General features: G+C 43.0%; 21 protein-coding genes. 12 read left to right on the forward strand and 9 right to left on the reverse strand.

Going from position 1 to position 24130, the window contains the following annotated elements:
• Nucleotides 1–189: 189 nt before the first annotated feature.
• A complete protein-coding gene (locus tag WDV74_RS14120) occupies nucleotides 190–1125 on the forward strand; it encodes an SDR family NAD(P)-dependent oxidoreductase (protein ID WP_338883428.1) in 936 nt (311 codons plus the stop codon).
• Nucleotides 1103–2845 carry an aldehyde dehydrogenase family protein gene (locus WDV74_RS14125; RefSeq protein WP_338883430.1) on the forward strand — a complete coding sequence of 581 codons (1743 nt, stop codon included), beginning with the start codon at nucleotides 1103–1105 and terminating at the stop codon, nucleotides 2843–2845. The genes WDV74_RS14120 and WDV74_RS14125 overlap by 23 nt, the downstream gene beginning before the upstream one ends.
• A gap of 18 nt (nucleotides 2846–2863) precedes the next feature.
• On the opposite strand, the gene WDV74_RS14130 is transcribed toward WDV74_RS14125, so the two are convergent.
• Both WDV74_RS14130 and tnpA read right to left on the reverse strand, forming a co-directional pair.
• Nucleotides 2864–3904 (reverse strand): IS630 family transposase, encoded by a 1041-nt coding sequence (locus tag WDV74_RS14130; protein ID WP_338883023.1) that lies wholly within the window; start codon nucleotides 3902–3904, stop codon nucleotides 2864–2866.
• A gap of 555 nt (nucleotides 3905–4459) precedes the next feature.
• Complete coding sequence (gene tnpA, locus WDV74_RS14135; protein ID WP_338885602.1) at nucleotides 4460–4876, reverse strand: IS200/IS605 family transposase; 417 nt, start codon at nucleotides 4874–4876, stop codon at nucleotides 4460–4462.
• A gap of 22 nt (nucleotides 4877–4898) precedes the next feature.
• Between tnpA and WDV74_RS14140 the strand changes: the two genes are divergently transcribed.
• Complete coding sequence (locus WDV74_RS14140; RefSeq protein ID WP_338883431.1) at nucleotides 4899–6107, forward strand: transposase; 1209 nt, start codon at nucleotides 4899–4901, stop codon at nucleotides 6105–6107.
• Nucleotides 6108–6273: 166 nt separating this feature from the next.
• Here WDV74_RS14140 and WDV74_RS14145 read toward each other — a convergent pair whose 3' ends face one another.
• Both WDV74_RS14145 and fes read right to left on the reverse strand, forming a co-directional pair.
• Nucleotides 6274–9396, reverse strand: coding sequence for an autotransporter outer membrane beta-barrel domain-containing protein (locus WDV74_RS14145; RefSeq protein ID WP_338883432.1), 3123 nt, complete (start codon nucleotides 9394–9396; stop codon nucleotides 6274–6276).
• 347 nt (nucleotides 9397–9743) lie between these two features.
• Nucleotides 9744–11048 (reverse strand): enterochelin esterase, encoded by a 1305-nt coding sequence (gene fes, locus WDV74_RS14150; RefSeq protein WP_338883433.1) that lies wholly within the window; start codon nucleotides 11046–11048, stop codon nucleotides 9744–9746.
• Between the two features lie 487 nt (nucleotides 11049–11535).
• Between fes and WDV74_RS14155 the strand changes: the two genes are divergently transcribed.
• On the forward strand, nucleotides 11536–12030 hold the full coding sequence (locus WDV74_RS14155; protein WP_338883435.1) for a TIGR00645 family protein: 495 nt from the start codon (nucleotides 11536–11538) through the stop codon (nucleotides 12028–12030).
• Nucleotides 12031–12111: 81 nt separating this feature from the next.
• Here WDV74_RS14155 and WDV74_RS14160 read toward each other — a convergent pair whose 3' ends face one another.
• The 4 genes from WDV74_RS14160 to WDV74_RS14175 form a co-directional block, all read right to left on the reverse strand.
• Entirely contained in the window at nucleotides 12112–12588 is a 477-nt protein-coding gene (locus tag WDV74_RS14160) for a tellurium resistance protein TerW (RefSeq protein WP_338883436.1), read from the reverse strand.
• 142 nt (nucleotides 12589–12730) lie between these two features.
• Nucleotides 12731–13654 carry an HpcH/HpaI aldolase/citrate lyase family protein gene (locus tag WDV74_RS14165; protein ID WP_338885619.1) on the reverse strand — a complete coding sequence of 308 codons (924 nt, stop codon included), beginning with the start codon at nucleotides 13652–13654 and terminating at the stop codon, nucleotides 12731–12733.
• Complete coding sequence (locus WDV74_RS14170; RefSeq protein ID WP_338883438.1) at nucleotides 13654–14733, reverse strand: cysteine protease StiP family protein; 1080 nt, start codon at nucleotides 14731–14733, stop codon at nucleotides 13654–13656. The genes WDV74_RS14165 and WDV74_RS14170 overlap by 1 nt, the downstream gene beginning before the upstream one ends.
• A 93-nt stretch (nucleotides 14734–14826) precedes the next feature.
• Nucleotides 14827–16011, reverse strand: coding sequence for a phosphoribosyltransferase domain-containing protein (locus WDV74_RS14175; RefSeq protein ID WP_338883439.1), 1185 nt, complete (start codon nucleotides 16009–16011; stop codon nucleotides 14827–14829).
• A gap of 338 nt (nucleotides 16012–16349) precedes the next feature.
• Between WDV74_RS14175 and WDV74_RS14180 the strand changes: the two genes are divergently transcribed.
• The 6 genes from WDV74_RS14180 (at nucleotide 16350) to WDV74_RS14205 (ending at nucleotide 21205) form a co-directional block, all read left to right on the forward strand.
• The gene (locus WDV74_RS14180) at nucleotides 16350–16937 is read left to right on the forward strand and encodes a TerD family protein (protein ID WP_338883441.1); all 588 of its coding nucleotides are present in this window, start codon (nucleotides 16350–16352) and stop codon (nucleotides 16935–16937) included.
• Nucleotides 16937–18067, forward strand: coding sequence for a TerD family protein (locus WDV74_RS14185; RefSeq protein ID WP_338883443.1), 1131 nt, complete (start codon nucleotides 16937–16939; stop codon nucleotides 18065–18067). The genes WDV74_RS14180 and WDV74_RS14185 overlap by 1 nt, the downstream gene beginning before the upstream one ends.
• 31 nt (nucleotides 18068–18098) lie before the next feature.
• Nucleotides 18099–18554 (forward strand): tellurite resistance TerB family protein, encoded by a 456-nt coding sequence (locus WDV74_RS14190; protein ID WP_338883444.1) that lies wholly within the window; start codon nucleotides 18099–18101, stop codon nucleotides 18552–18554.
• Nucleotides 18555–18580: 26 nt separating this feature from the next.
• Nucleotides 18581–19609, forward strand: a complete 1029-nt coding sequence (locus WDV74_RS14195; RefSeq protein ID WP_273558615.1) for a TerC/Alx family metal homeostasis membrane protein — start codon at nucleotides 18581–18583, stop codon at nucleotides 19607–19609.
• Nucleotides 19610–19659: 50 nt separating this feature from the next.
• Nucleotides 19660–20238 carry a TerD family protein gene (locus tag WDV74_RS14200; protein WP_074020001.1) on the forward strand — a complete coding sequence of 193 codons (579 nt, stop codon included), beginning with the start codon at nucleotides 19660–19662 and terminating at the stop codon, nucleotides 20236–20238.
• Between the two features lie 616 nt (nucleotides 20239–20854).
• Nucleotides 20855–21205, forward strand: coding sequence for a hypothetical protein (locus tag WDV74_RS14205; RefSeq protein WP_338883446.1), 351 nt, complete (start codon nucleotides 20855–20857; stop codon nucleotides 21203–21205).
• Nucleotides 21206–21436: 231 nt separating this feature from the next.
• Here WDV74_RS14205 and WDV74_RS14210 read toward each other — a convergent pair whose 3' ends face one another.
• Nucleotides 21437–22183, reverse strand: coding sequence for an SDR family oxidoreductase (locus tag WDV74_RS14210; protein WP_338883447.1), 747 nt, complete (start codon nucleotides 22181–22183; stop codon nucleotides 21437–21439).
• A 131-nt stretch (nucleotides 22184–22314) separates the two neighbouring features.
• Here WDV74_RS14210 and WDV74_RS14215 point away from each other — a divergent pair, with 131 nt between their 5' ends.
• Together WDV74_RS14215 and WDV74_RS14220 are read left to right on the forward strand one after the other, a co-directional pair.
• Nucleotides 22315–22650, forward strand: a complete 336-nt coding sequence (locus WDV74_RS14215; RefSeq protein WP_338883448.1) for a DUF3761 domain-containing protein — start codon at nucleotides 22315–22317, stop codon at nucleotides 22648–22650.
• Between the two features lie 636 nt (nucleotides 22651–23286).
• Nucleotides 23287–24060 (forward strand): protein bax, encoded by a 774-nt coding sequence (locus WDV74_RS14220; RefSeq protein ID WP_338883449.1) that lies wholly within the window; start codon nucleotides 23287–23289, stop codon nucleotides 24058–24060.
• Nucleotides 24061–24130 lie beyond the last annotated feature (70 nt).

The raw sequence follows: 24130 nt of genomic DNA on the forward strand, positions 1-24130 counted from the left end.
GACAAAGGTAGGTAAAAACCGTGGCTTGCTAAACCTAAATAATTACCTGAGCGTAAAGCGCGTTAGGATAATGTATATATATCAAGGCCCACAATATCAGTTGCAATAAGGCTGGATATAAAATTACAACCTACCGTCGGTGTCAAAGTGATTTTTGTCTTGCAAATGAAATGCATTCATAGAGTAATTATGGATCAACAAACATTTTCAGTCTCAAACGAATGTAAGTCCATACTAATCACAGGAGCATCCACAGGTCTTGGCGCTCAGGCTGCTTCTTATCTTGCTAATCGAGGGTTTACTGTTTTTGCAGGCGTACGGAACATAAGTAACGTAGTACCAACCTCAACCCCCAATATTCATTACATACCACTTGATATCACCCAAATAGAAAGCATTGATCATGCATTATCATTAATTAAAAAACATGATGCCCCACCGCTTTGGGCCATTATAAATAACGCAGGTATCTGTGTCCCCTCACCATTGGAAATGTTACCTGCTGATGAATTGAGATATCAGTTGGAAACTAACGTAATAGGTCAACTGTCTATAACTCAGAAAGTTCTCCCTCTTCTTCGCTACAGAAAGGGACGTATCATTAATATTACTTCAGGTTTAGGGAATCTGGCGCTGCCGTATTTAGGCGCTTATTCTATAGCCCAGTTCGCAAAAGAGGCTTTTAGCGATGTGCTACGACGAGAATTATACAACTCAGGTGTGGATGTGATAGTCATCCAGCCGGGTGCCATCAATACTCCTATTTGGGATAAATTTCTGTCTGTTGGACGAAACATTATAGCTAACGCTAATAGCTCCTTGAAAAGGATTTATGGTCGCTCCTTTCAAACATTTTTAGAAACAAGCCCCGTACATGCTCAGGCAAGCCCAACAACACCAGACCATTTTGCTCAAGTGGTTTACTTGGCTCTGACAGATAAATCACCTAAAACCAGGTATGCCGTTGGTCAAGATTCGATGGATTTTCGTACAAAAGCACGTACCTTACCAACTCGCACAGTGGATGATGAATTATCAATTGTATCTCCACGCTCTGATGAATTTATAACCGAATTTTCTACCAAACAAACTGGGAACTATTATGATAAAAACAAAATGGAGTGAGACAATAAACAGTTTTGTCAGTCAATTCGATGAAAAGCGGGTAGAACATTGGTGGAGAGAACATTACCCAATTCTGTTGGAAACACTAGAAGCTATGAAAATTGGAAGACATTGGCAACCTTTCTCCGATAATTTAGCTGATTATCCTCTGTCAGAACAGAAAAAGGGCCAACATGACTTCATGTCGCTACTAAATACATATTTCAGTCAAAATAATTGGGATGAAATCCAAGATGCAAAAATAAAAGAGTGGTATACATCTGAACGTTCACCCTATGGTTTTGATTTAAACATTAAATATCCCATCATTGATGCCGATGTCGCCTGTACCGAAGCAGTAAAAACTTTATCTCTATGGGGGGCAGTTCCATATAATTTAAGAGCCGCTATATTGTTAGAATCGGTTTTTCGATTACACAAAGCCACTTTTTTGTTTACTGAAGTAGGGATGCACACGAGTGGTCACAGTTATTTGATGGGATTTCACGCCAGCGCAATACACGCCCAATATAGAGCGTTGGAAGCCATTGCTCGTATCTACCAACAGTTAAACTCCGTACAAAAAGAAAATCACTGGGATATTTGCATTGGTGGTGCACCAAGCATGAGATACCAGAGAACCTTTTCACATCAACCACTGGGTCTAAGCCTTGTTATTTGTGGGCGTATTGTTCCAACATGGAACTCTTATCCCTCTATTTTTGCTTCTTTAATGGCCGGAAATCCAGTTCTGATCAAGCCACACCCGCAAGCTGTTTTACCATTAGCACTGACCACCTCTATTCTCAGAGAAGTGATAACTGAAGCGGGTCTTCCTGCTTCTATTGTGACTTTATTGTTAGACAGTAATCACCACCAAGTCACAAAATCAATAGCGACAAAATCAGATATTAAACTAGTCGACTACACGGGTAACACAGAAATGGGTATTTGGTTGGAGACCCATGCTAAGCAAGCTCGTGTTTTCACCTTAAAGAGTGGGACAACTCCGGTTATTATTCATTCCTCAGACAATTATCAGGGCATGTTACGTAATCTTGCTTTTGGCCTTTGTTCATATTCAGCACAGCTTTGTACATCTCCCAAATTGCTCTATTTACCAGAGAAAGGAATACAAACTCCTAACGGCATGATTAGCTTTGATACTTTTGTGAAAGATCTTTCATCAATGATAGATAACACATTATCTGTAGTCGATAATCCTAAAGATATTCTGGGAACATTGGTTAATCCGGAAAATGTAAAATATCTGACAGATGCTAATGCGGGTATTTATGGTAAGGTGATTAAAAAGTCACAACGATTCGTAGATAAGGATTATCCACATGCTGAGATTTGGGGACCCGGATTGGTATGTATGGAGATGCATTCAGAAAGGACTTGTCCACTACCAGAAGGGGGAATTACTTTAATTATTCGAGTAAAAAATATTGAAGATAGTCTTTCCCACATTGAACGAATCGCAATGGAAAAAGGCTGCTTATCTATCGGGCTTTACACCACCAATGAAATACTAGAACAGAATGTGTCAACCATGGCAGCCAAAATAGGCGCTGTTTTATCGATTAATTTTTCAGGTAATTATTTCTTGAGTCAATCAGAAGTTTTTACTGACTTACATGGCGGGAGTATAAATCCCTCATCAAATACAGGTTATGGTGAACCAAGTTTTTATTCGTCGCGGTTTAGACTGACAGAAGTCAGAAAACAAATACACTAATTAAATATAAATAAACTTTCATAATAACGATACACTCATTTTTTTCATTCCCGGTTGTTGCCCGAATGAAAATGCAATCATAAATTCTTCAACGCACGCTAAGAGTTGCCACATATACTGACAGCAATGATTTCGGGTGACGGTTTCATGCAAGGATTGCCACAAGCGTTCAATCTTATTTAGCCATGGCGAATAGACCGGTAAAAATAACAGGTTAAATTGAGGATTTTGTTTTAGCCATTCCCTGACCTTATGGCTTTTGTGAATACCATAATTATCCAAAATCAACGTGATACTTTTGGCTTGACGATACTGACGATTAATTTTCTCTAACATATTGATAAATAAATCAGCGTTTTTCTTTATACCACCGACATAAGTCACTTGACCTGTTCGGACATCAAGGCAGCCTGCAAGGTAGTGCTTTTGGTTTTTCCCCGGTGTCATCACGCGTTTTTGTTGTCCTTTTAGACACCAGTCTGCCCCGATTTTAGGATTCAGATCGATATCGACTTCATCTTCATAAAAAACAAGATGTTGCTCTGATGCGTTGGCTAAGGCTTCGGTGATTTTTGCCATTTTTTCGTCATACTCCGGATCAGGCTTTTTGACAGTAGGCGCCGCTCTTCGCCAGACAATACCCACCTGACAAAAGTAACGATAAAGCGTACTTTTCGACAGTGATACCCCTAATAATTCATTGATTATCTGAGTGATAAGTTCAATACTCCAGCGTGAACGCAAACAGTCAAAATCCTGCGGGGAGTGTGATAATAAGAACGACAACAAGCTAAAAATCGGGGCTAAATTCCATCGAGTAGGCCTTCCTCTCGGTAAGCTTTTTAATCCTTCCAGCCCATATAACGTTAACCAATTTATCCAACGATGGACGGAAGAACGTGAACAATGAAGGGTTCTGGCGATGTAAGAAACGGTCTGACCTTCATGTAACATCAAGAGTGCCATGAGTCGGCGGGCGTAATCTTTATCCCGGGTTTTATGAATAAATTTTTTCATCTGACGTCGTTCATTTCGGGGTATTGGTGCTATGATTCGCATCACTCAGTCCATTTTGGGATTTTTTTGATTTGGCGATTAATCAGATCGCAAAAATTGGACTGAGTTCCCTTCAAGTGATCTACTATTTTGAAAGCTTATTTATTTCATTGTAAAAAATAATACTTCCATTATTACAAAATACATAAAGTAATGATAACCCTTTATTATTTAACTCTTTAATTTATTAAATATGGATTTCACCCTATGTATTATGGATGAAATTCAAACAAGTGTTGTTGTATTTTTAATAAAATAAAAATACCAAGAAGTTATATTAAAATTAATATAGGTAATTTTAAATGACATTCACCAAGATAATTATGCGTTTTTTTTGGGAACCGGCTCTTATGACTGAGCTTGGGTTAATTTATATGCATTAAACTTCAAGTTGCAATTTATAACACGCTATGAAACCTGATTTCTCCCCGCAAAGCGGGGAGAAATCACACACATCTTGAATTTAGCTTCCGAAGGCTGGACAGTTCAGATATCACATTGCTGATAAACCCTAGCTAAAATAATAGGGTTTATCCATTATCAGGCGCGGTTTTCCGACTAACCTGGTGTTTTCTGCTGCTCGATGTATTGCCGGATGATCGAGATCGGCGCACCTCCGCAACTACTTGCAAAATAGCTCGGTGTCCACAGAACGCCTTTGTAGTAATAGCGTAGAGCAATATCTGGACGGTCACGCCGAAGCAGCCTGCTGGAAACGCCTTTAAGACTGTTGACCAGATTCGATACTGCGAGCTTTGGCGGGGAGTTGATCAGCAAATGCACGTGGTCGTATTCGCCGTCCATTTCAACCAGTTCAACACCAAAATCAGCACATACGCTGCTAAAGTAGCTGCGTAGCTTTTCGATGGCATCAAGATCGAATATCTTTCGTCGATACTTGGCGACGAATACCAAGTGGACGTGCATCAGGAAAACACCGTGTCTTCCGCGTCGACTATCAGTTTCTTTTGTCATAGACCAAAGTATAATGATAGTCATGATACGACTTCAAGCCTTCAAATTCCAGTTAAGACCAAATGGTCAGCAGGAGCGCGATATGCGACGCTTCGCAGGGGCTTGTCGCTTCGTTTTTAACCGTGCACTGGCACTCCAGAATGAGAACCATGAAGCAGGAAATAAATATCTCCCCTACACCAAAATGGCTTCATGGTTGATTGAGTGGAAATCCGTACCTGAAACACAATGGCTGAAAGAATCTCCCTCGCAACCGTTGCAGCAGTCACTGAAAGATCTGGAGCGCGGCTACAAAAATTTCTTCCAGAAGCGGGCTGCATTCCCCCGCTTCAAAAAACGTGGTCAACATGACTCATTCCGCTACCCGCAGGGCGTGAAGCTCGATCAGCCCAACAGTCGAATCTCGTTGCCAAAGTTAGGGTGGATACGCTATCGCAACAGCCGTGAAGTCATTGGCGAAGTGAAAAACGTCACGGTCAGCCAGTCATGCGGCAAATGGTACGTCAGTATCCAGACTGAATACGAAGTGACTGACCCTGCTCACAATGCAGAATCAATGGTCGGACTGGATGCCGGAGTAACAAAACTTGCCACGCTTTCAGATGGCACGGTATATCAGCCAGTAAGCAGTTTCAAAGCAAACCAACGTAAGCTGGCAACACTCCAGCGGCAGTTGAGTCGCAAAGTAAAATTCAGCGCAAACTGGCGGAAACAAAAACGGAAAATCCAGTGTTTGCACTCGCACATTGCCAATATCCGGCGCGACTACCTTCACAAAGTCACCAGTGAAATCAGCAAAAACCACGCGATGATCGTCATTGAAGACTTGAAGGTCAGTAACATGTCGAAATCGGCAAAAGGCACGGCAGAGAAGCACGGAAGAAACGTCAGAGGCAAATCAGGATTGAACCGCTCGATACGGGATCAAGGCTGGCATGAAATGCGCCGTCAGCTTGAGTACAAGCAGCTCTGGCGCGGTGGTCAGGTAGTGGCGATACCTCCGGCATACACCAGCCAGCGGTGTGCCTGCTGTGGTCATACGGCGAAAGAAAACCGTCAGACGCAAAGTCAATTCGTGTGTCAGGTATGCGGCTACACCGCGAACGCGGATGTAAACGCCGCACGTAATATTTTAGCGGCAGGACATGCCGTGCTTGCCTGTGGAGGGATGGTGCAGTCAGACCGCCCGTTGAAGCAGGAACCCACCGAGGTGAGTCAGGCTTCGGTCTGAACGCTGTAGGAATCCCCGTCCTTTAGGGCGGGGAGGATGTCAAAAAAAGGATTACCTATCAATGTGCAGATCTTAGGATCAGTGAGTTCTTGGCTGTCTCACATACTGTGGAGCCAGCATCAACTGGCCCCACATATTTTATCAGATAATGATCTCTTGCCTATTATCAGAATTGCCATCTAAAACCGACATTCATACTATTGTCCTGATGACGACTGGAGAGTAATCCACTATAGCCAAGAGTGAATGAAACGTTATTACTTGCACTCATCTCCGCATTGGCTTTCAACACCACACCATCACGAGAAGCAGGTACACTGCGAGTCACAAATGTTGTATTGCTGCCACGGAACGATAAACCTGTTGCTCGTTCACGCTCACCATATTGGTGCTGCCAGCCTAATTCTCCATTTAGGGTAATTGAAGAACCCCATGCGGCCTGCCAGCTATGATTGGCACGTAATCCCAATGTGGAGAGTGTTGCTTCAGTATGTTGGCTGTTACTGTGAAGGGCGGCAGCAACCCCATCTTCGTTAATACCTTCATTGCGGAAATTGACATATGCCAAGTTAATGAACGGCTCCAAATTCACAACCTCCGTCGGTAGATGGTAAGCAAGTTCAGCAGATAATTGTGTTGTTCGCCCACTGTATTTAGCATTCTCGCTATCACGCTGACTGTCATAGCTGATAAAGCGTTTGGTATCAATACGGTGCCACGTAAACCCGCTATTGGCACGCAAAACAAAGTCACCAAATTGACGGTCACCATAAAGAGCAAGGTGATAGTTATTACTGTCAGCAGTGGCACTGTTAGCACCATCAAGGGAAGTACGGGTGTAACCCGTTGCAATACCAAGACGGCTGTATTCATCAATAAGCGCATCCGCACCAAGGAATAAGCCATAATTGGAAGCCTGATAGCCTGTCGCATTCTCTGTACCAGAAGCGTGGCTCCATGCACCAAGCAACCGAACCCACGCACCGTTATTGTTTCCATGAATATCGGATGAAGATGAACGGCCTTCGGCCTGACTCAAACGGGAATTCAAAGTATCACGCAAATAACGGCTGTCATTAACCAACTGGGAGGCAATATCAGCGTGGATTTGCCCATCAAGCTGGCGGAATGCAGATCGAGCTTGCTCCGCAGAACGACTGGCTAAGATACTTTCATAAACCGGATTCCCCCTACCAAGGGTATCAGCGGCAACTGCCACTGCACGTTCATTCGGCGTCTTAGCAAAATCAACAAAAGCAGTCTCATTACGTCCAACATGGAGAGTGATCTCATCAGGTTGATAAGACAATCCAGTACCAAGGAAGAGATAATTAGGGGCAACATCATCAAAACGACCATTGATATTCTGCTTCGCACTAAGAATAGTGTATTGCTGACCACTCAGGCTTCGCACATCTTCAAACGAAAGTAAGTTGGCCGTATTCTCAAGGGAAACGGTTACCTTTCCGCCATTGATCTGTGCACTTTCTTCAACCTGGATTTTGTCACTGCGCCCATCAGAAGCGATTTCAACAGCATAATGAGAACCAGGTTCAAAGGTAATTTTTTCGGCAACCTTAAGCGTCCCTATGGAGTTACCCGGTGCGACCATACCACCACGCTGCACATTGAGCGCTCCCACCGTACCATTCCCACCAAGAGTGCCACTTTCCATTACTGAAACGCTAGAAGAGACACTACCGCTAACGTTCAGTAATCCTTGTTTGACCCGTGTTGGACCAGAATAAGTATTCTGACCACTGAGAGTCAGTGTACCCCTGCCTTGTTTGGTTAATCCACCATGACCACTAATATCATTGCTCCATTGATCCTGGGCGCACTGACCAGCATCGCAGATGCGTTCAGTCGGTTTCCCCTTATCTAGCACGGCACCCACACCCGGAATATCAGCGATAAACTGCCCCTTACCGTAGGCTACTCCGTCAGGATCTGGAATACGGAATTTTTCAGGAATATCTTCTGCGGTATAGAACATACCAGGGCCATTTACCGCTTTACCGAGATTGATCAATCCCCAGCCGTAAAGCTCATCAATGCCCTTTTCCCCTAGATCAGTAGCCGTAGTACGAAGCACTGAGGCGACTTGATCGCCGGTCATATAGGGGAAACGCTCCATCAATACCGCAATACTACCACCAACATGTGGCGCAGCCATTGAAGTCCCTCTATAGCTGTCATAGCCCGTGGTAATATTGTTTATCTCTGTTCCCTCAATAACTGAGCTATATATCCAGCTACCCGGTGCGCTGACACAAAAACTAGCAGTGTAACCACAGCGGGAGGAAAAATCGCTGATGGTATAAGGCACGTTATTGGAACTATTTGGATTTTGTTGCAAGCTCGCGACGGTCAACCAGTTTGGTGCAATCTCAGGCACAAACCAAGCCAAACCTGCAATAGCATCTGGATTACTGTAGTTATTACTATTGCCAGCAGCAAAAATTGTCACAATGCCGCTACGAGCAGCATCAATTGCCCCCTGATATGCCCCACCAGGTTTAGTACCCAAAATCGGTTTGATTTCATCAAACTGCATCTGAGCTTCAGCTAAGGTAAAATGGGCTGCGTTTGGATCTTTCCCACCCCTCTCAAGCTCCCGGTCAATACCAATCCCCCAGCTATTGTTAATGATACGAGCGCCGCTGTCTCTCAGTGCATTCCAACCCGCCTGGTAAACACCACCATCATTGCCCAAGATAATGCCATCTTCAGGGCCAGGATCACCGTTATCCGCAGTGAGTATTTGGGCGTTATAGGCCACGCCATGCATTTCTCTGCCATCTCGGTTAGCTGCCGCTATGCCAGCCACATGGACACCATGTGTTCCTAGCCTCCCGTACCTATCCACAGACGGCGTGCCATCATAAGTAAATGAATCACCTTTCTTCACCGGAATATAGGGATCAGTATATTCACGTATCCCAGAAGTCTTTAAGTTGATGACCTTATCTTTTCCCATAAACTCAGGATGGTTGGCATAAACTGCCTGATCAAATATGCCTAATTTAATCCCTTTACCGGTATAACCTCTAGCATAGGCTTCATCAGCATGAATAGCACCCAGCCCCCATTGGCTTGAAAACTCGCTGGAACGCCAACTAGCAGGATCGCCAATCCGTCCTTTTTCAACATAATTTTCCGCATAGGCACCTGCGCTGAACGCAGCCAAACAGTAAGCTATAACGTGATAAAGGACTCTTGGTTGGGTTTTGACTGATAAACGTGTGGAAGTCAGTGTGCTCCAAGGTATTCTGTATCTCTTATTCATTTTAGTCACCATCCATTGTTGATTTGCAAAAATGCCAGCTCTTATGTTTTTTATTGTGTAGGCAGCTTGAAACCATCAAAGTGATAGTTGTCTAAAAAGCAGGGAAAGACTAAAAAGGAGTGCTGATTTTTAGATTGTTATCAAAAGAAAGCAGGTTTAATCAAAGCCATCACCTACACCATTTACATCAGCGAAACACACTATAAAATGCCACATTTTATTAATCCTTTACTTAAATAAATTTTAACCATTAATTAACAATTAATATTATGCGTAGGATCCTTCAGCGCCAAGTTCACCTTTATTTCTCATCAATAATTTTGACTTGTAATAATTGGTTTGCCATATCATTTTTCAGCCAGTAACCAACTCAAGCCATCAATTAACCCACCGCGCCAACACAACACATCATGCCCACCGTTAAAAACGCGGTAATTCACGTTGTGCCCTGCTCCTTGCAACGCAGCACACATTTGATCATTGACAAAATGAATATCGGCTTCACGGGAACCCGCTTCCTGAAAGATTTTTAATGACGAAGAAGTCACTTTTTGTCCAAGAACCTGCTGCGTCAGCCAACCGGGTTTATACTCAGAGGATGGCAAAAACTGCTGAACAATTTTGCTATCAGGCCACCAGAAAGATCCCGATTGTGTGAGAACACAGCCAAAGCGCTGTGGCCAATGGAGAGCAGCATACAATGCCGACAGCCCACCGTAACTCTGTCCTGCTATAACTGTTTGTTCAGGATCATCGCTAAAAGCCGCATATTGTGCGACAAGTGGCAACAATTCATCTTGAATCGCTTGCCAAAAATCTGGATTGCAGGGAAGCTCCCGTTCTCGATGAAACATATCAATAACATCAATCAACAGCCAAACCGCCTCTGGTATCTGCTGTTTTTTAGTTGCTATATCAATCGCCGGAAAAATCGGTACTCTCTCCGCCCAAGTCAACCCATCCAAGAGAATAATGAGGGGGCGAGGAGGCGCTGTTTTCTCCCCAGTCGAATAGAGCCAAACACGCCTTTGATTGTTAAGCCGATCACTACGCCAATGCAAAACTAAAGGCTCTTGTTTATCTGACTGCGCAGCATGATTTTGGTTGCTTCCGTCAATTAGTGACCATGCTGTCTGTTCAGGTGCATGAGGCATATGAATTGCCGATAAAGTCAAATCAAGTCCATTACGATGATGACCCTGTAAGTTTAAAGGATCGGGGATAGATAATGAAAAGAGTGAAATCCACCATTCACGTTGTTGTTGGTTACACAGCTTAATTTCATCAGAAAACTCAGGGGGTAAATGTACGTCAGTGACAGGGACAAATCGGTAACTTCCTCTCCAGTTATCTTCAAGATTCACTGACCAATACCAGATATCCGTTTCAGGTAATCGTTGTAGGCTCTGTGGTTGCCGGCAGTGGTGATCAGTGATGCCATTGATATCAATGTAGACTTGGCGAAAAGGTGAATGTTGTTCGTCCCCATGAGGGTCTCGCCAAAAGAAGGTGGTTTTAACTTGATAATTACTTGCAACCTCTATAATTGGAGTTCCCAAAATGGCAATATTTTCCCACCATAACTCACTGCCAACATTAGCCGCATACAGTAAATTATCTATCGTACCAAGTGGCTGCAATACTAACTTCATCCCTTTGTCTCCTTTCACAATACCCGCTCACAAATGACGTATGCATTTCCACGCCAGCAATAACCCCGAAAAACAAAAACAATTATCATTTACAAATGATATTAATAATAATTTTTGTTCGCAATATCATCCAATTTATTTTATGGATCTTAGCCACTGGCTAAGCCCGGTGCTATCTTTAGCGAGCAAATTGGCAAGATTGGATCAAGGGGGTGGAAGGCAAATTCGCTGTGGTGAATGATTCGAAAACCATATTCGACTCTTTGCAGGAGCAAGCATCATTGCTGACTCACAACTCTATGCTGAATGGCAAGAAACAGAAGTGAAACTTGGTACTAGGCTACAACTCCCCAAGATTCTCTGATAGTAATGAGAGTCATTCACTATTTTCTGACAATGTATCGGACACTGAGCTGCGATATGTATTTCATAGCTTTCACATTCTTGATCTATACTATTGCCCCTTTTGTAACACATAAAAAACACAATGGAACGCTTTCTCGAAAACACAATGTATGCCTCTCGCTGGCTACTTGCACCGGTTTATTTCGGTTTATCATTGGCATTATTTGCCCTGGCGGTTAAATTCTTTCTAGAAATCATGCATATCCTGCCAAACATTCTTTACATTACAGAATCCGATTTAATCCTGACGTTACTTTCCCTGATTGATATGGCTCTGGTTGGCGGGTTGCTGGTCATGGTGATGTTTTCTGGCTATGAAAACTTTGTTTCAAGCCTGGATATCCACGAAAGCAAAGAGAAACTAAGCTGGTTGGGGAAAATGGATGCGACCTCACTCAAAAATAAAGTTGCAGCTTCAATTGTCGCCATTTCCTCCATTCATTTGCTACGCGTCTTTATGGATGCCAAGAATGTGCCGGACAATAAACTTATGTGGTATGTCATTATTCACCTCACCTTTGTTTTGTCCGCATTTATGATGGGATATCTGGATAAACTTACGCGCCACAATCATTAAACGATTAAACAGTAGCGAACAAGCAAACCAACAATCATCGCCCTGATGCCAGTTGAACCCAACCGGCTGGCATTACGGAATTCATCTCTTCGATGAATTTCCCTTCACAGCCCCTTTTAGTAATTTTTCAATAAACTTATCCACTACCATTTCAACGATATCACTTCTGGTTGTTTCCAGTTGATTAGCCAAGCTATCAATTTTTCTGATAACAGACATTCTTAGAGAAAGAGAAACAGGCTTTTTTTTCTCTTTATCAAGAAAGACATGACTGGTAGCTTCTTCCGATTTTAAGCTGAGATGCTGAGCAAGTAGCTCTTCAATCCTTCTCACATCTTTCTTGGTTAGCATCCCTTTATCAACTAACTGATAAGTGTTTCCCATTTTGCTAAATCGAATATCAGCACAGTAAAGATCTCTCAGTTCCCGTAATGCACGTGTTAAGGTTGGTTCCGAACAATTCAGTTCCTTAATAATCCTCACCTTACTAATCGGTTTGCCATGTGAAAGTAATAAAGTTAATTTAAAATTTCTAAATTGTTTGGGATTAAGCAGCATTTCTTATTACCAAGCCAAGGATAACAAACCCTAAGTTCTCTACTGTTAACGACAAAAATAACTTTCAGCATAGCTGCTATCACAGGTAAATCAATATAAAAACGAATTAAAAACCTTAACAATACTTCGCCTGTTTAAGAGCCTATGCAACATCAGGCTCTATACCATAATGTTCCGCTCGTTCGAGAATATTCACAGCCCAGCGTTGATGGGTAGCAGGCTCACACATCATCCCCTGCGATTTGAAAACAGCCTTATTGGAATTGAGAATAGTCAGCGCCTCAGCATAATCATGGGCATTGACCATCAGCGCTCGTTGGATACATTTAATCTGCTTCGGGTGTATAGCTGTTTTTCCCACCAGACCATGAGCAATATCTAATTCCAACTCTGCCTTAAGTAATCTCAAATCATCAATATGCTCACAAACTGGCGCAGTCAGGGAAAATCCTCGCGCAACAAAAACGGCAACCAACATTTTAATGACATATCCCATCGGCCCATCATACAGAGTAAAATTACGGGAGCGCCGCAGAGAAATGACATTCATCAAATCATTACCGCCAATACGCAAGGCAATAATGCGATCTTTGCAAGGGTGTTGTTTGAGAATGTCCGCAAGCTGGTTCATTTTCTGAACATCAAACACCTCTTCACTCTCCAATGTTGGCATAATGCACAGATGGGTTGAATCAATAACATTCCACCAACCTGACAACGAAGCATGGGTAAATTTAGGCAAAACCAGTCCATCAATAACACTGAGATTGACATTGGCAACCAGATACTCCGCCATCCTTTCATCACGCGGACGGATAAACATCAGGGGACGATGATGGTTGATATTGGAAGAAGAGTTATCCACTTCTGCCAATGTTTGCATAACCTCGCGGAGATTTTCGATAGCAATGGGAATATCCCGCTCACTAACAGCATCTTCCAAACAAATAACCAGCGAGCGCAGATCAGGGATCTTATTCTGTAACACAATTTCTGTAATATCTTGGCGGGTAGCTGGCATATACAGAGTGGCGCCGAGTCGATGAGGAGAAGGGATTGGTTTCATCACACTACCTTCTTAATGATAGTTACGGCACGGTATTGACCAATGAGATCACCGACTTCCGTAATAACAACATTTTTTTGACGTGCCAAATGAACCAATAAGCCAACATCAGGATCACTCTGGGAGCGCACGAGCACATGGTCTGGCACTCGTCGTAATACTGCACGAGTTGCTTCTGCAATGCCAGGTTTAATACGGTTAATACTGTCAATCTGGTATTTTTCAGCAAGACTGGAAATCACCGTTTTGCTTAATTGCTGCAACGCGGTTTTTTCCTGCGGCAACCAAACTGCTTCAGGGATAGCAGCCCCATCTAATTGATTACGACAACCAGCGACAGTGTCTACCAATAAGCGGCTGCACTCAAACTTGATCAAGTGATCACACTGCACACAACCGTGCAACCCTTCTTCATGCCAGATCGAACGCGATATCAATCCCGATACCGGCGCTCCCATAATACCGAAAGGGATCAGCCAATCATCATCGCTGGCTGCCAGCCACGAGCAGCCACAAGGATCAGCCAATACCACCAGACGTGGAATACCTGAATAACCAGCCCGCCCCGCCAAAGATCGCGACAGTTCGGTGCTAATCGCGCCTTTGCCCGTCCAGCCATCAACAAATACCACGCCATCCGTTCCATGTTTTTGCTCAATATACGATAGCGCTGTATGATCAATACCACGATCCCGAATGATGCTGATGCCATAATGATAAGAGCGCTTGCCCATACCTCTGAGGGTTTGATGCAACATCACTCCCAAAGGAACGCCAGCCCTGACCAAGCTGACCAATACAATCGGCATATCACCAAATCGTGACACCAAGGCTTTAGCGAGCATCACAACTTCCGTCGCCAACCGAACAGCCCCTTGTCCAAGTGCTTTATCAAACAGTTCAAGGTGATAAGACGTGGGTTCCGGTTCCTGGCTTAACATATCTGAATAATGACGAGCGCCAGACTGGATCAACTGCTCCTTAACATCCACAGGCGTCATCTCAATTTGAACGGGTTTTAGCAGGAATTGAACATCATCAGAAGCATAACTCCCAAAAAAAGGGGGAAAGCCATTCATTATTTTACAGCTCCAAATCAATCACACAGTTGCATGAAATCTTTGCAAAAGGCGATGAGTTCCTTGTTAACATACTTTTGGCAACATACAAACTTAATCATATCCCACGATCTCCACAATCGGAGAAACACGGGCAAGCTGCGCCATCAACGCCGGATCAACAGACATTTTAGGCGTTTCAAGACAGAGTAATACCCGATCAAATTTCTGGTGCGCAACATTGTAGAGAAAATTGGGGATACCCAGTCCGTAATTATCCGTAAAAGCCATCACAGATTGGATAGCATGACCGCAAGAAATGGGGGAACGAGTTGTCGAACCAAATACCACTGATGCCCCTTCCTGCTCAAGCCGTTCAGCCAACAAGAACGGCTGCCAGACAAATTCACCGGATCCCAATACCAGCACGTTTTCACCCACTTTAGTACTGATTGCAGCGCCAATGTCACACTGGATTTTATCTAATCCCAACCGTCCCCAGCTCTGCTGGCCTATGATATTGATTTCTCCCCGAGCTGTAACATTGACTTGAGGCATTACCGGCACTGGAGCAGATATATCGGCTTCCCACTGCCAATTTCCCTCTATCAGGGAGACCTCAGAAACGGGTAATGGACTGCGTTTCACAACCGATTTCCCACTCCAATCTGTCAATGTCACAGTAACAACATGTTCAATATGGCCAAGCCCTGCATGACGTAGTGCATCCAGCAAATTAAGGAACGTATTACCCGTCGTTGCTTCATCATCAATCAGAACCAGAGTTCGGGCATTTATCACCCGTTGGCGCAAGCGGCTTTCTGCTGGCCAATAAATCAGATGATCTGTCGCATGGCTATGATTTTCCTGAAACTCACACAATAAATCTCCATCAACTGGATGGCGTGTCGAAGTCAAGAATACCGGCTCATCCGCTTTGTGTTGCGTTTCCTGAAATACCCCTGCCGCTAGCCCAACAGCGGTTTCTGCCATACCAATATAGAGTATCGGGTCGGGAAGATTAGCAGGGAAGCGCGCAGATAATTGCTGATACACCGAACGCATGTTCGATGGCTTGACCGGAATATGTCGTCCCAAGACTTTACTGACAAACAGGAATGCTCTTTTGGGATTACGGCGTTCAGCGATATCAAACAAGGTTTCCAAGGCTGCTGTGCCACATGATGCCGTCACCGTTAATATCCCGCTACTTAACTTTTTTTGGTAAACCTGCTCTTGGAAGACTTGTTTTTTATCAGTTGGTTTTTTACAAACATCGATGTCACTCAACACTGTCATGGAGATGCCTTTTCAAAAAAACTCAGCCTGAGCCAATCGGGTAACTTTCAGCATTTGTTCTTAATTCGGTGAAATATACGTCGCAGTCTAGGGTCTAAAACAAATAGATGTCAATCATATTATGATTATTTAGATTAAAATTTGTTTGACTTTTCTGCATGGAAAAGAAATCATACAAAACAAAACTAGATTGTTTTCTATCATGTAGTTAACGGCCAGATATACCTGTTTACGGGAGTCATAATATGACAGATTTAGGCTATCTATTTGTCATATTATGATTTTTAAATACGTGAAATTACCGTAATTCACCGACAAACAAAATAGAGGTGTCATTAATGGTTTCGTTAAGCAAAAATCAGTCAGTTTCGCTCGCCAAACAGAGCACATCGCTGGCTAAAGTGGATTTTGGTCTGGGATGGGATCCTGTGATCAAGAAGAAAGGCTTTCTGGCAAGTTTATTCGGGGGTGGCAGTGATGAAATCGATCTGGATGCGAGCTGCATTCTGCTGGATAAATCTGGCAATGCCATTGATACCGTGTGGTTCGGCCAACTGAAATCAAAATGTGGTTCTATACAACACACTGGCGATAACCTGACTGGTGAAGGTGATGGGGATGATGAAGTGATCCGCGTCAATCTGATCAAACTTCCTGCCAATATCGAATACCTTGCATTTACCGTTAACAGTTTCCGTGGTCAAACCTTCAATGACGTTGAAAATGCCTTCTGCCGCGTCGTTGACCAAAATGGCAAAGAGCTGGCTCGCTACCAGTTGAATGAGCAAGGCGCCCACACTGGCATTATCATCTCTTCCCTGCGCCGTAATGGTGGTCAGTGGGATTTCACGGCACATGGCGTTCCTTGTCTTGGACGTACTATTGACGCGATGTATCCACAGATCGTTGAGACGGTGGTGCACTAATGAATCTGACACCTGGGGGCAACGCCTCTGTTCCCAATCAAACGCTGACTGTGCGGGTGCTATCGGGTTCAGCCGTTGATGTTTCTGCTTTCCGTCTGTATGCCGATGGTAAAGTGAAAGGCGATCCAGATATGGTGTTCTACGGTCAACCGATCAATGACGACAACACCATCCACCTGACTGGCGGCAATATCAATACCTCATTCAATGTCAACTTGCCTGCCTTGGGCCAGGATGTCCAGAAAGTCGCATTCACCGCGACTTGCGACGGTAACCAAACGATTTCCAATCTGCGCAACCTTTCCATTCAGGTTGAACTGAACAGCAACGTGATTTTACAGGGGAATGTTGAAGTACAAGGCCGTCCAGAGGCTGCCTTGATCCTCGGCGAACTGTATCGCCGCAACGGTGAATGGAAATTCCGTTTTATTGCCCAAGGTTTTAATGGCGGTCTCAAGCCACTGGCTGAACATTTTGGCGTAGATATTATTGATGATGAGCCAGCACCAAATCCCGTTAGTTTGAGTAAGGTTTCTCTGACCAAAGAAAAACCGACTATCAGCCTTAACAAACGTGACAACTACGGTGAAATTCGCATCAATCTGAACTGGAGTCAAAATGCCTCTTCCTCCTCAAGAGGTCTATTGCAAGGCATGTTCGGTGCAAACAAAAACGTGGATTTGGATCTCGGTGCATTCGTTAGACTGCAAGATGGAGAGAAAGACGTTATACAAGCACTGGGGAATCGCTTTGGCAAATACCGTTATGAACCGTATGTAGAATTACAAGGGGATGATCGTACCGGTCAAGTTCGTGATGGTGAATGGCTCCACGTCAATGGGTTTGAATGGAAAAACATCCGTGAAGTTTTGATCTACGCCTTTATCTACGAGGGCGTGCCGAGCTGGGACAAAACCGACGGTATAGTCACAATTTATGTCCCTGACCAGCCCCCAATTGAAACGCGGATGACAGAAGGCAACAACCACAAAGGCATGTGTGCCATTGCCCGCCTTGTCAATGAAAACGGCGCTATCAAAGCAGAACGAATCAATCAATACTTTAGCGGGCATAAAGAGATGGACAGGGCATTTGGCTGGGGTTTTAGCTGGACTGCCGGCAAGAAATAACTCTCTATTTTACCAATAAGCGGAGGGACTGATGTCCTTTTTAAACAAAATCAAATCAGCGTTCAACGCAGGCCGCGAAGAACTCACCACCCAAGTTAGTCGCTTCAAGAACAGAAAGTTCATGGAAGGTACGGTAGCAGTATGTGCACACGTTGCCATGGCAAGTGACGGTGTTAGCTCAGAAGAAAAGCAAAAAATGATCGGGTTCATCAAAAACTCTCCTGAACTGAAAGTGTTCGATACCGCTGAGATTATCGAATTCTTTAACAAACTGGTTAGCAGCTACGAGTTTGATGCTGACATTGGCAAAGGTGAAGCCATGAAATTCATTATGGCTCTGAAACAGCAGCCAGAAGCGGCACAACTTGCTTTGCGCGTCGGAATTGCCGTCGCCAAGAGTGATGGTGACTTTGATAACAACGAAAAACAGGCTGCCCGTGAAATTTGCTTAGCCCTTGGCTTTGCACCGGCTGATTTCGAACTGTAATCGCAGATATTTAAGAGGCTTACTTCATGGTATCCACGCACATTGGTTTTCCGATGGAAACCGTTGCTGTATTTATTATTCTGTCGGTTGGTGCGCTCTTTATCGACCTCTTTATGCATCGTCATGATAAGCCGATTTCGCTGCGCAGTGCCGCCCTGTGGTCTATTTTCTGGATCGCAATTGCCTTTGTTTTCGCAGGCTTCCTCTATGTCCATCACGGAGCAGAAGCTGCGAGTCTGTTTGTCACGGGCTATGCGCTGGAAAAAGTCCTTTCCGTCGATAACCTGTTTGTCATCATGGCGATTTTCTCCTGGTTCGCTGTCCCAGATCGCTATCGCCACCGGGTTCTGTATTGGGGCATTATCGGCGCGATTGTCTTCCGTGGTATTTTCGTTGCCATTGGGACAAGCCTGCTGGCGCTTGGGCCGTGGGTTGAAATCATATTTGCGGTTATCGTTGGCTGGACAGCGGTCATGATGCTGAAAAGCGGTGATGATGACGATGAAATAGAAGACTATTCACAGCACCTTGCCTACCGTCTGGTGAAGCGTTTCTTCCCGATCTGGCCGAAACTGCGTGGCCATGCTTTTGTACTGAACCAAAAAGAAGTGGATCAGGAATTGGCTAAACCAGAAAACGCCGATGTGAAAGTCGGTCGGGCGGGCAAAGCTGCACTTTATGCTACGCCACTGATGCTGTGCCTGGCAGTAGTCGAACTGTCTGACGTGATGTTTGCCTTTGACTCTGTACCCGCGGTGATTGCAGTCAGTCGGGAACCATTAATTGTGTACAGCGCCATGATGTTTGCTATCTTGGGTCTGCGCACGCTCTACTTTGTGCTTGAAGCATTGAAAAAGTATCTGGTGCATTTGGAAAAGGCAGTGATCGTTTTACTGTTCTTTATTGCCATCAAACTGGGTTTAAATGCTTCCGAGCATATATTCCACCACGGTTATTCAATTTCAGCTACAAGTAGCTTATTTGTGGTGATTGGCGTACTGGCAGCCGGTATTCTTGCCAGCCTGCTGTTCCCACAAAAAGAAAATGCACGCTAACTCCGTAAAATCTAGATAACTAATACGACGTAATAAGTGAGGAAATAACAATGGGTGTATCTCTTTCTAAAGGCGGTAATGTTTCTCTGAGCAAAGAAGCGCCAAGCATGAAAAACGTTCTGATCGGTCTCGGCTGGGATGCTCGTGCAACTGATGGACAAGATTTTGACCTTGATGCCTCAGCTTTCCTGCTGGCAGCAAACGGCAAGGTACGTGGTGATGCAGATTTCATTTTCTACAACAATCTAAAATCGTCTGACGGCTCCATCATGCACACTGGCGACAACCGTACCGGTGAAGGGGATGGTGATGACGAATCACTGAAAATCAAACTGGATCAAGTTCCTGCTGATGTAGAAAAAGTGGTGTTTGTAGTGACTATCCACGAAGCACAAGCTCGTCGCCAGAGCTTCGGCCAAGTTTCCGGTGCCTTCATTCGTTTGGTTAACGATGATACACAAGTTGAAGTGGCACGCTACGATCTGACTGAAGATGCATCTACCGAAACCGCTATGCTGTTCGGTGAATTGTATCGCCACAATGCAGAATGGAAATTCCGCGCAGTAGGCCAAGGTTATGCGGGTGGTTTGGCTTCTGTTTGTGCCCAGTATGGTATTAATGCTGCTTAATTTGAATGTAGCATTTCAGTGTAAGCCTTGAATTCAATACACTGAAATTAAAGCCCTGCTTGATAATATCGGCAGGGCTTTTTTGTTATCTTGCCTATTTTTTACAATTCATTGATCAAAGTTTGAACCGGAAATTGAACATTGGGAATAGAGATTACCCTATGGATATATCCACCATTTTAATTCTAAAAAGTTTCGTAATACACTTCATTTTAAAATTTCCATTAAAAATGCGTTGGCATTTTCACAATATATAATGTCAATGTTTATAAATAAGCATGGGATAAAAGATATAATCTATCAAAGAAACCACAAACCAAAATACTTTATTCATTACTTTAATAACACAGAAAATCACATAATTATTTATCGCGTTACTTTTTGTCCTAACTTCAGAGATACATTTCAAAATGGATAAATATCCAGTCATTTTTTGCGAGTTGCTTCGCAAAGAGCAACATTACCGATGGCATATTAGCCAGCTAACCGCTAGGGTAGATATCGATTATTAACAACGAATACTATTTAGATGAAAAACACGTATGAATTCGCGGTGCAGTGCGGGCGAAGTATTGATAGAGTATCGCAGTATATCCATAACACAAGGAACGCCCAAATGAGCCTTCATGTTTCATTTCGCTATTCTGACATTGGCTTCCCTGAATTAATACTGAATGGCAGTGTACTCAGCGAAGCTGGATTTACCGCAAATGAATTATTTCATATCTCACAGTTTTCCAATGGCGTTATTATTTCTCTTGTTGATCCTCACACAGATTTAGCCAGTTTAATTAACGAAGTGGAAAATAACCCATACCAAGGAATTGACAATATTCGTGAAAATGGTGCACTTTACATTGCTGGAGACTGGCTAACCCTCAGCAATTTAGTGGAACAACCTATTAGCATTGAAATACAACCTGATAAGATTACTCTAAAACCGAAACTGATGGAAATATTCGCTTAAAATCAATTGTCACTACAAAAATAGCTTTCCATTCATTAGCCGGAAAGAAATATTAAGAAAAATTCCGGCTTTTATATTATCTGATATTAAATACTACCTTATTTAAATGACACTTTGAACTCTATACACGTTACCTTTCAAGTTGCTCATTATAAGACAACATAATTCATTGTTTCTCCCCGCGAAGTGGGGAGAAACAATATGCATCTTGAAGTGAGATGGGTATATAGACTATTTTCCACCGGCCAAATCAATAAAATTGCCTGTAACATACGACGATTCATCAGATAGCAGCCATGCAATGGCCTGAGCAACTTCTTCCGGTTGTCCACCCCGTTTCATAGGCAGGGAATTTTTGATCCTTTCAACGCGTTCAGGCTCGCCACCATCGGCATGCATTTCAGTATAGATGAATCCAGGGCGCACAGCATTGACCCTGATCCCCTGCGCAGCCACCTCTTGCGCCAACCCCATTGTCAACGTATCAATGGCTCCTTTTGATGCCGCATAATCAACGTATTCATGGGGAGAACCCAGTCGAGCAGCAGCGGATGAAACATTGACAATGACGCCACCTTGTCCACCGTGACGCAAAGCCATTCTTTTAACCGCTTCACGCGCACAGAGAAAGGCACCAGTGACATTAGTGGCAAAAATTTCATTTAACCGCCCTGCCGTCAACTGTTCAATGGTAGCTTGAGGCTTTAAGATCCCGGCATTATTCACTAACCCAGAAATATATCCCAACTCTTTTTCTGCCCTCTGGAACAATGCTATCACTTGCTTTTCATCCGCAATATCCACCTGAACCGCAATTGCTGACTGCCCAAGGGTACGGATCATCTCCACCACTTCATAAGCACTGTCTTCACGGTTACGATAGCCAATGCAGATATGATGCCCTTGTTTCGCCAAGTAAATTGCCGTGGCCTTGCCGATACCACGGGAACCACCAGTAATGATCGTTACTTTGTTCACAATGCCATCCCATATTCTATTTGCGTTATTTTTTTACTCTCTATGTGAAATTTGCAATCACAATATTCAAAACTATACTCCAAACTGCAAGAGTAGATTTCGAGTTTCAGTACTCTAATCAGAGGAACTATATGATGAAAAGCTTGAAGTTATCAGTTGCAGCATTACTGGTGTTGTTTTCAAGTGTAACACTTGCAGCGCCAGCGGTATCAACCTCAGCCGAAGCCGCCTCAAAAACAGCAACGGCAGTAGAACAAAATGTTAAATCAGCCAAAAACAAAGCTAGTTCATTAGAGAAAAAAGTTACCAAAAAGGTAAAAAATTCCAAAATATCAAAGAAGAAAAATAAAAAGAGCTCAGTCAAAAAAAGCGCTAATACGGCTCTTTGTAAAGATGGTAGCTATAGCAAGAGTAAATCCCGTAAAGGAGCATGTTCTCGCCACGGTGGTGTCGCTAAATGGCTGTAATGTTTTGTTGATTTTTCATCATGCACAATTAGGGAGCTTCGGCTCCCTAATTTTTTGAATATTTTCCATTAACTTATTCAATTATCATGCGAAAAATAAGAGAAAATTGATTCCCCAATCAGAAATAATTTCACCATTATGGTGTTAATAGTCATATTTTCTTGAACAAGAAAACATTGCCTTTTATATTTTATAAACTTCAACTTCTCATACTAAAATTCAGATAAAAAACTCAAAATCAGCCAGAAAAATAGATAAAAAAACATAAACAATAAAATAATTTACAGTAACTCCAACAAAGCAAAAATTCACATACTAACGAGAGTCAAATGAAAATTGAAAATATTTAATTAATAACATATAGTTAAATAAAGACAATTCATTAAATCAAGTTACATAAACAGGCAATATAACATCATAAAATATGACATAGATAACCCTGTTTACCCGATAAAATCATAATATTTATTACATTAATTTACTATAAAAAGTAAAAAATATAGATATTTGTCAGTAGGGTGCTAATATTCATTACAGAAATGAAACTTATGAATGACGAATAACAGTAGCCATATATTGTTTGCTCTGCTAATATTCGTCGGATTTTTACCCAGAGTAATAAAAAGAGGAGAAGCAATGCCCTCTCTAATGATGAGGACAAGTGCGGTCTTCGCTTTCTTTATCTCATTAATCTTTACCGGTCTGAGCCATGCCTCGACCAGTACCTCAAAAGTGCAAGAGTATTCTCACAATGGCATGCAAGTAAATTTGCCTGATTTGCGACAATACCCTTCAGGTACACCTCGGAAGAAAGCGTTTTTAAATATTATTGTCCCTGTGATTGATCAACATAATCAAAAGATTATGCAAGACCGCAAATGGCTCCTGTCACGCCAAAAGAATCATCATTGGTCTGTACAGGATAGTAATCAATTGAAAAAGATCTGCATGGATTACAAAATGACCTGCAATTCGCCAAAACAGGTCAATTGGAACAAGTTATTAAGTCGAGTTGACATTATTCCCACCCATTTTGTTGCGACTCAAGCAGCAGCCGAATCAGGTTGGGGAACGTCAGAATTAGCCAAAAAAAATAATAATCTGTTCGGAATGCGTTGTAGCGCTTGTGGCAAAATGAAAGGAAAAATCAAAGGTTATTCCGTCTATCCTACCATTGATGCATCCGTCATTGCCTATATGAAAAACCTGAATACGCATCGTGCTTATGAGTCATTACGTTCTTCACGCGCAAAGCAGAGAACAACACAGAAGCCACTGAATACGGGTAAGCTGATTGATAATCTCAATGGTTATTCTGAACTTGGCTCTGACTATAACCGCTATTTACATCGCGTATTTAATGGCAACAAAAAGCTGATTTCACAGGCTCAGGAATTGGCTATCCAATAACTCTATCTCAACAATCCACTTTGTATTAATTACAAAGTGGATTATTTTTTTATAATCTATCCCTATATTA

The organism is Xenorhabdus sp. TH1 (assembly GCF_037260955.1).
GTDB lineage: Bacteria > Pseudomonadota > Gammaproteobacteria > Enterobacterales > Enterobacteriaceae > Xenorhabdus > Xenorhabdus griffiniae.